This window comes from Paenibacillus kyungheensis (assembly GCF_028606985.1).
Lineage (GTDB): Bacteria > Bacillota > Bacilli > Paenibacillales > Paenibacillaceae > Saccharibacillus > Saccharibacillus kyungheensis.
The window spans coordinates 352,650-367,585 of sequence record NZ_CP117416.1 but is presented as its reverse complement, the minus strand read 5'-3'; the positions used below and the strand labels follow the sequence as shown (position 1 = coordinate 367,585).

At 38.2% G+C, this 14,936-nt stretch carries 15 protein-coding genes; 3 read left to right on the top strand and 12 right to left on the bottom strand.

Features of this window, described 5'->3' with window-relative positions; all coding sequences use genetic code 11:
• Positions 1–9 precede the first annotated feature (9 nt).
• Positions 10–672: a response regulator gene (locus PQ456_RS01655; protein WP_273614561.1), complete on the bottom strand. Its 663-nt coding sequence runs from the start codon at positions 670–672 to the stop codon at positions 10–12.
• Positions 665–1,498 (bottom strand): sensor histidine kinase, encoded by an 834-nt coding sequence (locus PQ456_RS01650; protein ID WP_273614560.1) that lies wholly within the window; start codon positions 1,496–1,498, stop codon positions 665–667. The genes PQ456_RS01655 and PQ456_RS01650 overlap by 8 nt, the downstream gene beginning before the upstream one ends.
• A 282-nt stretch (positions 1,499–1,780) precedes the next feature.
• Between PQ456_RS01650 and PQ456_RS01645 the strand changes: the two genes are divergently transcribed.
• The gene (locus PQ456_RS01645) at positions 1,781–1,939 is read left to right on the top strand and encodes a hypothetical protein (RefSeq protein ID WP_204826389.1); all 159 of its coding nucleotides are present in this window, start codon (positions 1,781–1,783) and stop codon (positions 1,937–1,939) included.
• Between the two features lie 265 nt (positions 1,940–2,204).
• Here PQ456_RS01645 and PQ456_RS01640 read toward each other — a convergent pair whose 3' ends face one another.
• Both PQ456_RS01640 and PQ456_RS01635 read right to left on the bottom strand, forming a co-directional pair.
• Positions 2,205–2,750 carry a glutathione peroxidase gene (locus tag PQ456_RS01640; protein ID WP_273614559.1) on the bottom strand — a complete coding sequence of 182 codons (546 nt, stop codon included), beginning with the start codon at positions 2,748–2,750 and terminating at the stop codon, positions 2,205–2,207.
• Positions 2,751–2,936: 186 nt separating this feature from the next.
• Positions 2,937–3,728, bottom strand: coding sequence for a formate/nitrite transporter family protein (locus tag PQ456_RS01635; RefSeq protein WP_273614558.1), 792 nt, complete (start codon positions 3,726–3,728; stop codon positions 2,937–2,939).
• 611 nt (positions 3,729–4,339) lie between these two features.
• Between PQ456_RS01635 and PQ456_RS01630 the strand changes: the two genes are divergently transcribed.
• A complete protein-coding gene (locus PQ456_RS01630; protein WP_273614557.1) occupies positions 4,340–4,642 on the top strand; it encodes a hypothetical protein in 303 nt (100 codons plus the stop codon).
• 102 nt (positions 4,643–4,744) lie between these two features.
• Here PQ456_RS01630 and PQ456_RS01625 read toward each other — a convergent pair whose 3' ends face one another.
• Together PQ456_RS01625 and PQ456_RS01620 are read right to left on the bottom strand one after the other, a co-directional pair.
• Positions 4,745–5,311, bottom strand: a complete 567-nt coding sequence (locus PQ456_RS01625; protein ID WP_273614556.1) for a DUF420 domain-containing protein — start codon at positions 5,309–5,311, stop codon at positions 4,745–4,747.
• 109 nt (positions 5,312–5,420) lie between these two features.
• Positions 5,421–5,702 carry a GNAT family N-acetyltransferase gene (locus PQ456_RS01620; RefSeq protein ID WP_273614555.1) on the bottom strand — a complete coding sequence of 94 codons (282 nt, stop codon included), beginning with the start codon at positions 5,700–5,702 and terminating at the stop codon, positions 5,421–5,423.
• A gap of 253 nt (positions 5,703–5,955) precedes the next feature.
• On the opposite strand from PQ456_RS01620, the gene PQ456_RS01615 reads away from it, so the two are divergent.
• On the top strand, positions 5,956–7,542 hold the full coding sequence (locus PQ456_RS01615) for a methyl-accepting chemotaxis protein (RefSeq protein ID WP_273614554.1): 1,587 nt from the start codon (positions 5,956–5,958) through the stop codon (positions 7,540–7,542).
• 105 nt (positions 7,543–7,647) lie between these two features.
• On the opposite strand, the gene PQ456_RS01610 is transcribed toward PQ456_RS01615, so the two are convergent.
• The 6 genes from PQ456_RS01610 to PQ456_RS01585 all read right to left on the bottom strand — a co-directional run bounded on the left by PQ456_RS01610 (position 7,648) and on the right by PQ456_RS01585 (position 14,926).
• Positions 7,648–8,418 (bottom strand): NAD-dependent epimerase/dehydratase family protein, encoded by a 771-nt coding sequence (locus tag PQ456_RS01610; protein ID WP_273614553.1) that lies wholly within the window; start codon positions 8,416–8,418, stop codon positions 7,648–7,650.
• A gap of 12 nt (positions 8,419–8,430) precedes the next feature.
• Positions 8,431–11,895, bottom strand: coding sequence for a PAS domain S-box protein (locus PQ456_RS01605; protein ID WP_273614552.1), 3,465 nt, complete (start codon positions 11,893–11,895; stop codon positions 8,431–8,433).
• A gap of 205 nt (positions 11,896–12,100) precedes the next feature.
• Positions 12,101–12,526 (bottom strand): OsmC family protein, encoded by a 426-nt coding sequence (locus PQ456_RS01600; RefSeq protein ID WP_204826381.1) that lies wholly within the window; start codon positions 12,524–12,526, stop codon positions 12,101–12,103.
• 27 nt (positions 12,527–12,553) lie between these two features.
• The gene (locus PQ456_RS01595; RefSeq protein ID WP_273614551.1) at positions 12,554–13,300 is read right to left on the bottom strand and encodes an amino acid ABC transporter ATP-binding protein; all 747 of its coding nucleotides are present in this window, start codon (positions 13,298–13,300) and stop codon (positions 12,554–12,556) included.
• 21 nt (positions 13,301–13,321) lie between these two features.
• The gene (locus PQ456_RS01590; RefSeq protein ID WP_273614550.1) at positions 13,322–13,966 is read right to left on the bottom strand and encodes an amino acid ABC transporter permease; all 645 of its coding nucleotides are present in this window, start codon (positions 13,964–13,966) and stop codon (positions 13,322–13,324) included.
• A gap of 87 nt (positions 13,967–14,053) precedes the next feature.
• Complete coding sequence (locus tag PQ456_RS01585; protein WP_273614549.1) at positions 14,054–14,926, bottom strand: substrate-binding periplasmic protein; 873 nt, start codon at positions 14,924–14,926, stop codon at positions 14,054–14,056.
• Between the last annotated feature and the right edge of the window lie 10 nt (positions 14,927–14,936).

Genomic DNA, 14,936 nt, shown 5'->3' with positions numbered 1-14,936 from the left:
TTGAAAAGATTATGGACGATAGAGCTGATCTGACGCTAATCCATGCTCAATCGCATATCTTGTCAATTGTACTCGATTTTCTAATTGCAATTTGTGTAGTAAATTTTTGAGATGATTTTTGACCGTTTGCTCTGAAATACTAAGCTCTGCCGCAATATCTCGATTGGTCAGCCCTGACGATACCCAGTGCAAAATTTCTCGTTCACGTGGTGTTAAAGTGTTCGCTACCGGATCATTTTGCACTTTGGTCGATGGGAACTGTTGCAGAATACGCAGTGCAATCTCTTGACTAAGCCCTGCTTCATCCAGCACAACACTACGCAAATATTCCAACCACATTGAAGGCGGCAAGCTTTTGAGAATATATCCTTGTGCGCCTTGCTTAATCGCTTCGAATAGATGGGCGGCATCATCGGATACAGTCATCATAATAATTTTGATATAAGGAAATCTAAGTTTAATCAGACGAGTCGTTTCTAACCCATCCATCCCTTTCATTGAAATATCCATCAAAATCAGATCAGGCATCCATTGCTCGGTGAACTCTAACGCTTCCTGACCGCTTGTCGCTGTACCTACAATATTGAACATTGGATCTTCAGACAAAATTACACGCGTTGCTTCGCGTGCATGAGCATGATCATCGACGATTAAGACACGTACACTATTCATCACGATTACCTCCTTTGATGATAAATAAAGTTCGTTCTTGTTGACGTTGCAAAGCAAATGCCCATCCTCTCCACTGTGCACGTTCAGCCGTAATTTTCAAGCCAAATCGACCGGGCAATTGCAAAGACTGTTCATGAAATCCTTCTCCATCATCTTCAATCACAATCTGCCAGCCATTCTCATTGCCTTCACTATGTATCCAGACCTGCTGAGCATGCGCATGTTTGTGAATATTCAATAACCCTTCTCGTATACAAGCTAATAGTTCTGCTTGTTCTTCAGGTTGGATATATTGATCGTCTAACTTCCAATCTAATTCTGTTTTTACACCGGCTAACGGAATCATTTCCCAGACACGATAAGCAAGTGACACTTCTTCTGTTGCTCCACTACGAGGAACATGCTTTAGATCAGCAATCGCTTGTCGTACATCGTGATTGGCTTCACTTACTGTGCGACTGATATCGTTAAGCGTTTCCTGTACATGTGGATCATCATACATCCGTTTCGCTCGATCTAACTTTACGCCGAGTAAAAACAAAGATTGAGCTACTCCATCATGCAGTTCTCCAGCGAGCAACTGACGTTCTTCCAATTTTCCTTTGACGATCCGCTCTTGATCGAGCGCTGCACGCGTATTTTCTAACATATCAAATAATTGCCGTAGCAAAGTAACACTGACCACATAGATAATAACCGGTGATAACCAATTACCCACTTCCATCGAGAGATACGGCATTAGAAATTGATGACGAATATATTCCCATAAGCCAATCGTTACTGTAGGTAAAAATAAAATGATCCATTTAATTTTGGTATACGACATATAACTCTCCTTTACTTACGTAAAAATTGATCTTTGCGATCACTATTGTACGTGTTTGCAACGGATTATGACATGTCTCACGTATGGACATCATGTGAACATATCGAAATATATACTTATTTTTAATAAAAATTGAATAATTCATTTGCAATTGACTGTATTAATGTTTACAATAAATTTATGATAATGATTATCATTCCTAGTCAACTGATAATGAAATGATAATATAGATGTTGATGGAGCACAGTAACCTATTTTAACTTCAAAGGAGCCGGAATCTCGATGAACGTAATGACACAGAAGACTTCACTACAAGTAGATGATTATCTGGATCTTCTCAACCTTGCCGTACGTATTGGCGATCTTAAATGGCAAAAAGAAATTATTCGTAAATTAGAATATATGAAACATAGCCAGACTCCTTCTAGAACACGCGCATAGTTTGTTAAGAATCAAAAAGTATCCTTTTTACTGAGAATAAAGATCATATGAATGATCTTGTTATACTATATATAAGGAAGATTGGAATGGTTGAATCTATCACCACAATCTGTTCCTCAAACCGATACTTCATATGTGAAGATGTCGGTTTTTTTATGCACAAAAAAAGCCTGCTAGGACAAAATCCTGCCAGGCTTTTACTATATATTCAATTCATTGATCATGTCGTTTATATTTATAGCTTACATTATAGTGGATTACAATTTTATAACAGTGCTTCGATATCTTCTTCCATATCCAAAGGATCAGTTGTCGATTCAAAACGTTTAACCACTTCACCGTTACGATCGATTAGGAATTTAGTAAAGTTCCATTTGATTGAATCGCCTGGCAAATATTCTGGATGCTTCTCGTTCAGCAATTGTACCATCAATTTAGATACGGAATGATTCATATTAAATCCTTCAAATGACTTCTGTTCTACCAAATACTTGAACAATGGATGAGCATTTTGATCACGCACATCTACTTTTTGGAACATTGGGAACGATACACCATAATTCAACATACAAAATGCTTCTACTTTATCATTACCATCAGGCTCTTGATCTGCAAATTGGTTACAAGGAAAGCCTAAAATCACTAAACCTTTTTCTTTATAACGATCATACAACTTTTGTAAATCTTCATATTGGAATGTAAAACCACATTGACTTGCTGTATTTACGACTAAGATAACTTGATCTTTATATTCTTCTAATGATACTTCTTTACCATTCATAGCTCTTGCAGAAAATTGATAAACACTCATGTTGGCTCTCCCTTTGTGTTGGACACGTGTAATAAGTCTCACTACTATATAATTATAACCAATATTTTGTCGAATAAACACACATTCATTAAAATTTAAAAATATTTTTAGTTCTTTAAGACTATTCAGTAAAAAAGACCAGCCACATGATGATCATGGCTGGTCTTTTATCAGTATTTGATTGATTTATGCCTCGTGTTCTTCATCCATAAATGGCTTATTAACATAATAGTACATCGTCGACATGAATATCGCTCCACCGATCAAATTTCCGAGTGTTACCGGAATAAGATTATGAATAACCCCTGCAAAATTAATAGTAGATGGATGATCAACTACCAGAGCAATCGCAAATGTACACATATTCGCGATACTGTGCTCATATCCCGAAATAAAGAAACAAAATACAAATAACATCATAGCAAATAGTTTGGCGCCATCGCCTTTCAAGCCCATCGGAATAAAGAAAGCCAGACAGACAAGCCAGTTACACAAAATAGCGCGGAAAAACAATTGCATCGTAGGCGCTTCCATTTTGTGCTGAACGACATTTAACAGAAACGCATTGACCGAATGATCTGCATATAATCCTGTTAAAAAAATCAGCAACGCAAATGCACATGCTCCGAGTATATTCCCAAAATAACTTGTGATCCACATCCTGATCACATCTAACCACTTCAGCTTACGCCGTATCGCCGCGTAGGAGTAGTAGAAGGTATCTCCTGTAAATAAGTCTCCACCGCCATAAGAGATCAATATGATCGCCGCTCCGAACGTTAACGCAGCCATCGGGTACGCCATAGGAGACTCAACCGCATAAAAGAAGTTCCCTGTTTTGAATGCGACAATAACGCCAAATCCGATAAACATACTGGCAAGCATCGAACGCGATAAATAACGAAGCTTGCTTTGTTTGTAGATCCGATTTTTTTCAAGTGCTAACTTTTCGACCTGTCGTAGTGATTGTACTTCCATAATTCACCGTCCTCGTTATTAGAATTTGTTCGATGTGCTGTTGATCATAGACATTATAATCTTCTTTACACCATTGTTCTGATGTTGAATAGGTCTTTTTGCTACAAGACGTCCCCTTTTGCGATGTGTTTTTAGTTATAGACAATCTGACCGTTACTGTATCACAGGTTAATTATTTGGAAAAGAGGTTATAATGTATATCATAGATTTATATGTAAATTTATACTATGTATAAAGATTTATACTAGAATAGTACTAGAAAAAATAGTAAATATACGGCTATAGGAAATTAAGTAGGACATAGTTCCTATTTATCGACAAATTGTGACTAAAGTAGTATTTGCTATAACATTTGAAAATAATTCTACCGAAATGATAGTATAGACATTAACAGACACACATTGGACACATCATTTTTCAGTAAACAATGACCTTTAACCTAATTCAAAGGTCTTGATCATATATATATTTTTTCCCTTATGTATCAACACTTTATTGGACTGTCGTTATAGTTCGTTCATAAATTTGTCAAAATTTAATCCGAATTTAAGGTAATTAATGTGAAAAAGTGTTAATGTAAATTTACAATTAATAATAAGAGGTGACCGAAAATGACAAACACAAGTAAAGTACAACAACTTCGTGATATGCTTCCAAAAGACCAACAATCTATCACTCGGTATGTAGAGCATGCATTAGAATCTATTGATGAATTGGTTGAAAAACACCGCCAATATACAGCTTCTCTAGCAATCTACGGTGACAAAATCAACGGTAACGAAGAACGCGTATATCGTGATACAATCGCTGAGATCAAAGCACAATTGGTAGAAACATTGGAAAGAACAGTAGAAGACTTCACACACAAAGGCGACAAACACTGGCAGAACAATTACAAAGACGGTATTGTATAAGATACAGCTTTTACAATAACTTTATCATTATTTTTCTATACAAAAAGAACCGCAGCCCGGATCGCTGCGGTTCTTTTTGTTGTGTTCAGTTATCCAAAGTGATCAATAATACGGTGCCATCATCAGATATACGATAACACCTGTAGAACTTACATATAACCAGATTGGCATTGTCCAACGTACAATTTTTTTGTGTTTTGCAATCTGCATCGTCCATCCCCATACCAGAGCAAACAAAGCAAGCGGTACAATAATCGCAGCTAAGAAACTATGTGTAATCAGGATAAAGAAATAGATAGGACGCACAATACCTACGCCACCAAATTTAGCGGTTTCTGGTGATAGATAATGAAACGTTAGATAAGTGACTAGAAATAACAATGTCGATGAAAAAGCCGCTAAAATAAAGCCGCGATGGACTTTAATATTTTTTCTCAAAATCGCTATTAAAGCTGCTACTAGAAAAATAAAGGTAAAGCTGTTAAAGATCGCATTCATTCGTGGCAATAACGTAATATCAAAATCGACTGTACCTTTGTAACCTATTGCTGGTGAGAAAAATAACAACAAAATAATAACGTTAGCAATAACGGATACAGTAATAATAATTCCGGCAAAGTTTTTATTCGTTTTTGGTGTTGCCACATTAGGCTGTGTATTTTTATCCATGCAGACGCTCCCCATCTTTCAAGTTCATACTCTCATTATAGTTTTATATTGGAGTTGAGGGTAAGCCCTTTGGTGACAACAGTTTGAACATTTTGAGGTTGTTTGGATTTTATACGTCTTTACGCCAGATATCGTGATAATCTTTATTGCGTTTGAATAATGCTAATGCATAAGAACAAGCAGGGACAACTGTTTTTCCTTGCTTGCGAGCAATATCGACTGCTCTTTTCACCAAATCTTGCCCTACTTTTTGCCCGCGTAATTCTTCGGATACAAAAGTATGATCGATACTTATCGATTGCTCATCATAATCACTAAATCCTATTTCAGCTTTCGTTTCACCATCTATTTGCAATGCTAACCCTTGTTCTGTCTCGATTACTTTTTCCATTCGTATAATCTCCTTTTTTGCATGAACCTGCAAATATATTTTAAATGAATACTTCTTATAGTTTTATCCCCTTTATTCCTGATCCAGAAACAAGTCTGCTATCAACGTCATAATGTGGAAATATGAAGAAAATGTATTAAAAATATTTATTTTTTTTAATTTTTGGTACAAAAGTTTTAATTTCCTATTAAGAATTATCATATAGTGTCGAAATATATATCATGTTTACATTATGCATTTGGGAGGTTTGGGTATGCAGTGGTTTCGGAATTTGAGAACAGCAACAAAAATTATCTCTGCTTTTTTAATTATTACCTTAATCTTTGTTAGTTTCGGATTATACAGTTTGCAAAATTTAAAAGATCTGAACAACAAAGCTAAGAATATGTATAGCCATAATCTCGTAGCAGTAAAAGATTTATCGCAAATCGAAGTCTATTATCAGCGATTGCGTGTAGCTGTGCGGGATGTGAGTACAGCACAGACATCCGAGAAAAAATTAGCCTTACTGACCAAAATGAAAGATTTCCAGACGAATATGGAAAGTTTGGCTCAAACATATGGCAATTCAATCACTACTGAAAAAGAAAAAGCGAATCTGGATAAATTTAATCAAACATACAAAGATTACTTAGTCTTATACGAAGAAGCTACACGATTAGCACAGGCTAATAATCTAACTGTTTTTAACAACTACAAAGACAACACACTAAAACCTGTAGGCGATCAGGTGGCTGATGCCATCGCCGTAATGATCGATAACAATTCGAATCTTGCTCAACAAGCCAGTCAAGAGATTGAAGACAGCTATGTTGCTTGTGTCAAAATCACTATTATTTCTTTGATTCTGGTTACGTTATTTAGTATTTTGCTAGGTTCTATAATCTCGCGTAGCATTTCTTCTCCACTACGTAAGCTTACGGATTTAATCTCCAAGTATGCTAAAGGCGATCTTAGTGAAAGTTTGGAAAATAAAAATAAAGATGAAGTTGGACAGTTATCTACATCGGTTCACACGATGGCTACCAATCTACGCCAATTGATCGAACGGATTACTTTATCTTCAGAAAATGTAGCGGCTTCTTCACAAGAAATATCAGCAAGTACAGAGCAGATTGCGAACACCAGCAATACGCAAGCTGAATCTGCTTCAATGATTACTGAATTGTTCAAAGAGCTCTCTGCGGCTATTGATTCTGTGGCTGTAAGTGCAAGCGGTGCGGCTGAATTATCTAACCTTACAGTAGATATGGCTGAACAAGGTAAACAAATTGTTAGCGAGTCTAAAGTGTCGATGAATGAAGTCAGTGATTCTATGAATAAATTAGAAGATGATTCTCAGCGTATCGGTGAAATCATTAGTGTTATCGACGATATTGCGAATCAGACGAATCTACTTGCGCTAAATGCCGCTATTGAAGCTGCTCGTGCAGGTGATCAAGGGAAAGGATTCGCTGTTGTTGCAGACGAAGTGCGTAAATTAGCTGAACGTAGTATCGATGCTACCAAACAAATTGCCACGATTATCAAAGTGATGCAAAAAAATACGCAGTCCAGTGTCAAAGCAGTGACTCACAGTGTAACTCAATCTGCTCATACTGAAGAAGCATTCCAAAAAATTGTGAATGTAGTAAATGACTCTGCTATTAAAGTCAATGAAATTGCGGCGGCTTGCGAAGAAGAAGCTGCTCAAGCTAATGAAGTTATGTTTGCTGTAGAATCGATTGCCGCAGCCAGTCAAGAATCTGCTGCCGCTTCTGAAGAAACAGCCGCTACTTCTCACTCGTTAGCCCAATTAGCAGAAGAGCTTAATACTGCTGCTTCTGTGTTCAAAGTATAATCAATCATTAATATCCGCAATACTATACAAAAGCCAGTTATCTTCAAGTCTGAATACATATCAGATACGAAGACAACTGGCTTTTGTTGTTGTTTTTTATGATAATTATCCTTCTTGCCCACCTTGAAATAATGTCTCATCTTGCGGAAGTTGTTCTTTCTTTTGATTCTCAGCAGCCAATACCTCGGTAGCATCATCTTGAGGACGATAACCAATCTCTTCTGCTAAATAATCAATATTATAATAATTATCTGTATTCGCTGATGTACCGTACAGATTCATATATTTGCGCTCTGCTGGTGCTTCTATACAACATTTCACCAACTGAAGTAGATCACGTTCAGAGATCCAGATATGAGTAGCACGTTCTGAATGAGGTCGATCATCACCAGGAAAATTTCCAATACGAATATTGAAAGAAGAAAGATGATTTTGATCGCTATACAAACGTCCTAACAATTCAATATAACATTTACTCAAGCCATAAATACTATCAGGGCGATACGGATCATTTACATCTATCGTTTCTCCTACTTGATAGAAGCCTGTAGAATGATTCGAACTTGCGAAAATAATCCGTTTAACGCCATTTTGCTTGGCGGCTTCAAACAAATGATAAGCACCGGTTACATTGACAGGTAAAGCTACGCCCAAAAAGTCATCTTCATCTTTTTGCCAGGCTATATGCAATATCGTATCAATCCCTACCGTTTTTTGTTTGATTTGCTCTGCATCAGTAATATCTAATGGTTGTATCCCTTGTGCTGTATCGCCTTCAATATCTGTTGCCAGTACATCATATTCTTGTTGTAACCCTTGATAAAGACTCTTCCCAATCACACCACTTGCGCCTGTTATTAATAGTTTGCGCTTCATGTGACTCCTCCTTTATTCGGATTGCTGAATATATTTAGCATATTGTTGTAATGCACGATCAATATCGGGAAAGCGTAATGGTTTACTAATAAAGTCTTGCATACCTGCGTCCAAACACATTTGACGATCTTCCATTCGTGCAAAAGCAGTCACCGCAATAATCACCGGTTGCTCTTGTTCGGTTAGACGCTCCCGGATATTACGTGTAGCTTCAATACCATCCATCTCAGGCATTTGTATATCCATAAATATAATATCGTAAGGATGAGCGATAGCCGCCGATAATGCTTCACGTCCATTATTCGCTACATCTGCTTGATAACCAATCTTTTTCAAAATCTCTACCATTAATTTCTGATTAACGGGATGATCTTCTGCCAGTAGAATCCGTAAAGGGCCATACTTAAATTCAGGCATCATATAACGGTTCTGTTGTTCGCTATTTGTCCCTATAGCTTCAATAGCCTTCGGTTCTTCAAATGGTTTGAAAGGAACTACAAAACGGAATGTTGCTCCTTGCCCTTCTTCGCTATCCACATCGATCGAACCACCCATCAGCTCGATCAGCTTTTTACAAATAGCTAGACCTAGACCTGTTCCTCCATACTTACGGTTGATGGCAGGATGAAGCTGAGAAAACGATTGGAACAGTTTATCCTGTTTGTCAGAAGATATACCGATTCCGGTATCTTTGATCTCAAACTCCAAAATACATTCTCCTGTCGAGCGCATATCTAATAGCGAAATCGACAATCGTACACTTCCTTGATCGGTAAATTTAATCGCATTACTAACCAAGTTAACCAACACTTGTCGCAAGCGAGACGCATCGCCGACGACTGAAGCAGGTACGCGGTTATCGACATGATAAGTTAACTGAATATCTTTTTCAGCAGCACGAGAAGTGAATAGATCCAGTACACTATCGACTAACATCACTAGATCAATCGGTTCATGATCCAGCACCATTTTACCGGCTTCTATTTTACTGAAATCTAAAATTTCATTCAGAATATGCAGTAACGCATCACTGCTGTCTTTAATAATTTCGGTATAGCTCAATTGTTCTTCGTCCAGTGGTGTATCTGCTAATAATCCTGTCATGCCGATAATCCCATTCATCGGTGTCCGAATCTCATGACTCATAATAGCCAAAAATTCAGACTTCGCACGATCAGCACGTTCCGCTAATTCTTTGGCACGAATAATTTGCTTTTCATTCGTAATATCATTAAATACAATAACAGCACCTTTGCGCTTACCTCGATCCCAGATCGGTGTAATACGATACGATACGAGAAAGCTGGAACCATCTTTACGCCAGAAAATCGCTTCCTGTTCTTCATGAAAACAACCTTCTAATAGAGCAACATAGATCGGATTTTCTTTCGCTACATACGGCCCTCCATCTGGATGAGCTAGCTGGAACATATCCAGCAGATGTTTACCAATCAACTCACGTGCATGGAAGCCTAACATCCGCGTTGCCGCCGGATTAATAAAGGTAGCGACGCCTTCATTGTCCAGACCGAAGATACCTTCAGAGACTGAATTCAGAATCAGTGTATACTCATTACTCAATTTCTCGATCTGTTCAATATACCTTCTCATTTCAGTAATATCTGTCGCTATACCGTAGACACCTACAATTTGCTTATCTACCACAATCGGCACATTCACCAGACTGATGGCGCGCCGATCTCCATTTTTCAAAATAATCTGAGATTCATACGTCTGCGGTTTTCCTTTTAAAGCCAGTTCAAAATGTTCCGCTGTATCATAAATATTTTCAGGAGCGACCAGCGGTTCAAAAGGCATACCGATCAGTTCGGCTTCTGTACGTTCTAGTAATTTTTCCATATTAGAATTAACAGTGGTATAACGTCCATTCACATCAAATGAAAATACCCCTGCTGGATTATATTCAAATAACGATTTGTACCGTTGTTCGCTTTCTTCGATTAACAAAGCCGCCTGTCTGCGCTCATTAATATCACGCGCAATCGACACCATCTCTTGAATATTGCCATGTTCATCGTATACATAGCGACCGGACAACTCCATCCATACGTAGCTACCTGATTTGTGGCGCTGACGATACGTAATCGGTTGAGGCTGTTCTCCTTGCAGATTCAAGGTCATATACTGTTTGATATCACTTACATCATCAGGATGAATATACTCTATCGCTGGTGTTCCTTCTAACTCATCCGGCTGATAACCCAGAATAGAATAACAAGCTGGTGAACAATACAGATACGTAGTATCTTCTACAGAATTACGTGATATAAAATCTAGCGATTGCTCTGAGATCAAGCGATAATTACGTTCACTATCTTTGAGACGTTCTTCCATACGTGTGCGCTCTGTAATATCCTGAGTCATCCCAATAATATGAATCGGTTGACCTCGATCATCAAGTGCTGCACTCCAGTGAGACTGCAAATATTTCATCGTACCATCGGCTAAAATAATCCGGTAAATATGTTCGCCACCTTCACCAGTAAGCATCGTGTAACGAATCGCTTTACGGAAATCCGGTAGATCTTCAGGATGGATCATTTTCAAAATATCTTCGCTATAAGGCTCTTCCGCTCTAAATGCATATCCAAACAAACGTCTTGTTTCTTCTGCAAAACTAAAGGAACCATTCGAAATATCCCAGTCCCATGCTCCAATATGCGCGATGCGCTGAGCTTCAACCAGTCGATCTTCATTCTTTTTGCGTTCATTCACATCACGTCCAACACCTAGAACTTTCTCGATCTCTCCTTGATCATTGCGTACCACTTGAAATAAAATCTCGAACCACAAATAATGTCCTTTTTTATGTTTAAGACGACGGGTCATCGTACCCCATTCTAGATACGTATTCCCGCTATTTTTCATTTGTAATGCATCATCAGGATGATAATATTGCATTCGATCTTGCCCGATCATTTCTTCAGGATGATAGCCTAGCACAGCATAAAATGAATCTGACACATAACGCAATATCCCATCCGGCGTACTATATGAAATCAAATCGCGCGCATTCTCGGTAATTAAAGTATATAAATCTTCATTCTCCGCAATAATCATTTCATGTTCTTTTTGCGAAGTAATATCCTGAAATTGAGCAATATAATATAAAGGTTGATGCTGCATATCATAAATAATCGAAATATCGATAGAAGTCCAGATTAAATGACCTTTTTTGTGCAAATACCGATGTTCTGTATGATATTGTTCGGATTGGTTTTCTTTCATTTGTGCATATATACTTTGATATCCGATTTGGAATTGATCTTCCAAACAAGTAATATTTTCTTCACGCATCCGGCACATTTCTTCTTCAGAGTAACCAAGCATTTTACAAAAAGCAGGGTTCACCTGTAACCAAGCTCCATCTTTAGGTGAAATAACAGCAATCCCAAAAGGAGACATACGATATATATGTTCATAAATCAATTGATTTTGTTCTGAATGGTTAATCACTGTATTCCCCTCCATGTTGCCGTACGCACTTTCGCAATTGAGAATCGGAAAGCTTTCATATGTATAAACTACCCTTTAATGCGTTTAACGAATAGTCGTTGACTATCTTTATTATGTATAATTTTTCACTTATTCCGATTCAAGATCACGCTTATGATATAAAAAAAGAGATATCTTGTATAAGCAACAAGATATCTCTTTACTATTAAGCAGGTTGTACCACTTCTTCACCATTCAAAATCAGACGATAATGAATATCTGCACTTAGTGAATCAGAGACAGCACAATACTTTTCTTTGCCCATTTGAATCGCTTTCCACACACGATAATCTGGAATATCTCCATCTACTTTGAAAATAAGATCGATCGCAGTAAATCCTTTAGGCATAGCTTCTTTGCGCGTACCTTCCGTTTCGATCTCAATTTTATCAATATTATGCAAAAACGCATCTAAAATCATTGTAATATCAATACCGATACATCCTGCTAGACCCGCAAGCAATAATTCCATTGGTGTTGCGCCTTTACCATCACCACCATACGCGGCTGTAGCATCCATACCGATTGGATAACCGGAAGGACCTACTGCTTCAAATGCTCTTTTACCATTCCATACTGTAGTTACGTTCATGATCTCTACCTGCTTTCGTATATTATATTAATAATCCATCACTTTACTAAGGAAACGTTGCGCTCTTTCTGTTACAGGTCGTTCAAAAAAAGATTCAGGATCAGACTGCTCGATAATGCGTCCCTCATCCATAAAAATCACTTTATTCGCCACCTGACGGGCAAATTTCATCTCATGGGTAACAACAATCATCGTCATTCCTTCTTGCGCTAGAGATTTCATAACATCCAACACTTCTCCTACCAATTCTGGATCAAGTGCCGATGTTGGTTCATCAAATAAAATAATGTCTGGCTCCATCGCTAATGCACGAGCAATACCGACACGTTGTTGTTGTCCTCCTGACAGCCTTGAAGGATATTGATCTTTCTTTTCCAATAAGCCTACTCGATCCAATACTCGTTCGCCGACATGCCGAGCATGAGTCGCTTCTAGCTTTTTGACCATTCGGAGAGATTCGGTTACATTTCCGAGTGCTGTTTTGTGAGGATACAAATTAAATTGTTGAAATACCATACCTGTCTGTCTACGAATTTGGAGCATTTTGTGCTGACGTTCTTTCAGCTTCATCGTGCTAGTTACTTGAATACTGTTCACTTCTATCGAACCTGCGCTTAGATCTTCTAATCCGTTTAGACAGCGCAGTAATGTACTTTTTCCTGAACCACTGGGGCCTAGCAGTACAACAATTTCGCCTGCTTGTACATCCAGATCTATCTCATGTAATACTTGATGTGTACCAAATGTTTTGGACAATCCACGAGTTTGGATCATAATACTTCCCTCACATTCGTTTTAGTATGCTTTAGCCAATCGTCGTTCAATACGTTCCAAAATCGTTGAGAATATCGTACTCATAATCCAGTACATGATCGCAATTCCAATATAAAAAGGCATATATACATAATATTGAGCAATCAACAAATCAGCAGATCGCAATAGATCGGTGACCGTAATAACCGATACTAATGACGTTTCTTTAAGCATACCGATAAATGTATTTCCCATCGGTGGAATCGCTGTACGTGCCGCTTGTGGTAAAATAATACGCCACATCGTCTGTGCTGATGTCATCCCTGTTGCATAAGCCGCTTCGGTCTGCCCTTTTGGAATCGAAAGAATCGCTCCGCGAAAAGTCTCTGATAAATACGCACCAATATTGATACTCAAAGCAATACAAGCGGCAGGAATCGCATCCAGTGTAATTCCATAATCAGTCAGCCCGTAATACACGATCACTAGCTGTACAAGCACCGGCGTCCCCCGAATAATAGATACATAGAACCGGGCAATCCAGCGAATCGGACGGTTGCCTTGCATACGCGCAATCGCTACGATCACCCCGATAATCAATCCGAAAAACATGGATATGATCGTAATCAACAATGTATAACCTGCACCTTTTAAAAGAAAAGGTAGGTTATCCCATACTAATTGCATATCTATAATCTCCTCTCTTGATCATGGTAAAACAGAAGACTGCGCACCGTAGTGAACGCAGTCCTGATCAAGCTTTAATAATTGTTATTATTCAGCAGCAGGCTTTTCACCGAACCATTTTACAAAAATAGTCTCGTACGTACCGTCTGCTTTCATATCTGTTAACGCTTTGTTCAGTGCTTTTAAAAGGTCAGGATTATCTTTACGAATCGCAATACCAGCTTGGTCGGATTTGATTGCATCACCGACAGCTTTGATTTTGAATCCATTTTCTTCAACGATAGGTTTGAGAGCATAAATATTGTTGATCGTGGCATCAATACGACCTACATTCAAATCTTGTAAAGAAGTGATTACATCGTTATACGTTTTGATATTAAAGTTACCGACTTGTGGCAATACTTCTGTACGTAGGTAGGTCTCATCATTTGTTCCCAGACCTACACCGATATTTTTATCTTTAAAATCAGCTAGCTTTGTAATATCTGTATTGTTAGCATTCACGATAATTTTGACCTGATTGGTAATATACGGGTCAGAGAAATCCAATTGTTGTTTACGTTCGTCTGTAATTGTGACCTGACTGATAATCGCATCGAACTTGCCTGCTTGTAGACTTGGAATCAATCCTGAAAAAGCTTGTGTTGTAAATTCAGCTTTGACGCCCAGACGCTTGGCTACTTCTTTGGCGATATCTGCATCGAATCCGTCTACTTCTTTATTTGCATTCAAAAAATTATAAGGTGCATATGTGCCCATTAATCCGACTTTCAGTACACCAGCAGATTTGATCGCTTCCAGTGTATTACCTGAAGTAGCGGTGGCTGTAGTCTCTGCACTGGTATTGCTCGCTGGATCAGTAGCTGTAGAACGTGGAGCCGCATTACCGCAAGCACTCAATACCACCATAAGTAACATTGCCCAAACGATCGGTGTAGACGTACGACGTAATGATTTCATTATTGTATTC

What these genes read in the sequence shown, in the direction of transcription:
- PQ456_RS01655 (WP_273614561.1), bottom strand. Translation starts at nt 672, where the DNA reads ATGAATAGTGTACGTGTCTTAATCGTCGATGATCATGCTCATGCACGC.
- PQ456_RS01650 (WP_273614560.1), bottom strand. Translation starts at nt 1,498, where the DNA reads ATGTCGTATACCAAAATTAAATGGATCATTTTATTTTTACCTACAGTA.
- PQ456_RS01645 (WP_204826389.1), top strand. Translation starts at nt 1,781, where the DNA reads ATGAACGTAATGACACAGAAGACTTCACTACAAGTAGATGATTATCTG.
- PQ456_RS01640 (WP_273614559.1), bottom strand. Translation starts at nt 2,750, where the DNA reads ATGAGTGTTTATCAATTTTCTGCAAGAGCTATGAATGGTAAAGAAGTA.
- PQ456_RS01635 (WP_273614558.1), bottom strand. Translation starts at nt 3,728, where the DNA reads ATGGAAGTACAATCACTACGACAGGTCGAAAAGTTAGCACTTGAAAAA.
- PQ456_RS01630 (WP_273614557.1), top strand. Translation starts at nt 4,340, where the DNA reads ATGACAAACACAAGTAAAGTACAACAACTTCGTGATATGCTTCCAAAA.
- PQ456_RS01625 (WP_273614556.1), bottom strand. Translation starts at nt 5,311, where the DNA reads ATGGATAAAAATACACAGCCTAATGTGGCAACACCAAAAACGAATAAA.
- PQ456_RS01620 (WP_273614555.1), bottom strand. Translation starts at nt 5,702, where the DNA reads ATGGAAAAAGTAATCGAGACAGAACAAGGGTTAGCATTGCAAATAGAT.
- PQ456_RS01615 (WP_273614554.1), top strand. Translation starts at nt 5,956, where the DNA reads ATGCAGTGGTTTCGGAATTTGAGAACAGCAACAAAAATTATCTCTGCT.
- PQ456_RS01610 (WP_273614553.1), bottom strand. Translation starts at nt 8,418, where the DNA reads ATGAAGCGCAAACTATTAATAACAGGCGCAAGTGGTGTGATTGGGAAG.
- PQ456_RS01600 (WP_204826381.1), bottom strand. Translation starts at nt 12,526, where the DNA reads ATGAACGTAACTACAGTATGGAATGGTAAAAGAGCATTTGAAGCAGTA.
- PQ456_RS01595 (WP_273614551.1), bottom strand. Translation starts at nt 13,300, where the DNA reads ATGATCCAAACTCGTGGATTGTCCAAAACATTTGGTACACATCAAGTA.
- PQ456_RS01590 (WP_273614550.1), bottom strand. Translation starts at nt 13,966, where the DNA reads ATGCAATTAGTATGGGATAACCTACCTTTTCTTTTAAAAGGTGCAGGT.
- PQ456_RS01585 (WP_273614549.1), bottom strand. Translation starts at nt 14,926, where the DNA reads ATGAAATCATTACGTCGTACGTCTACACCGATCGTTTGGGCAATGTTA.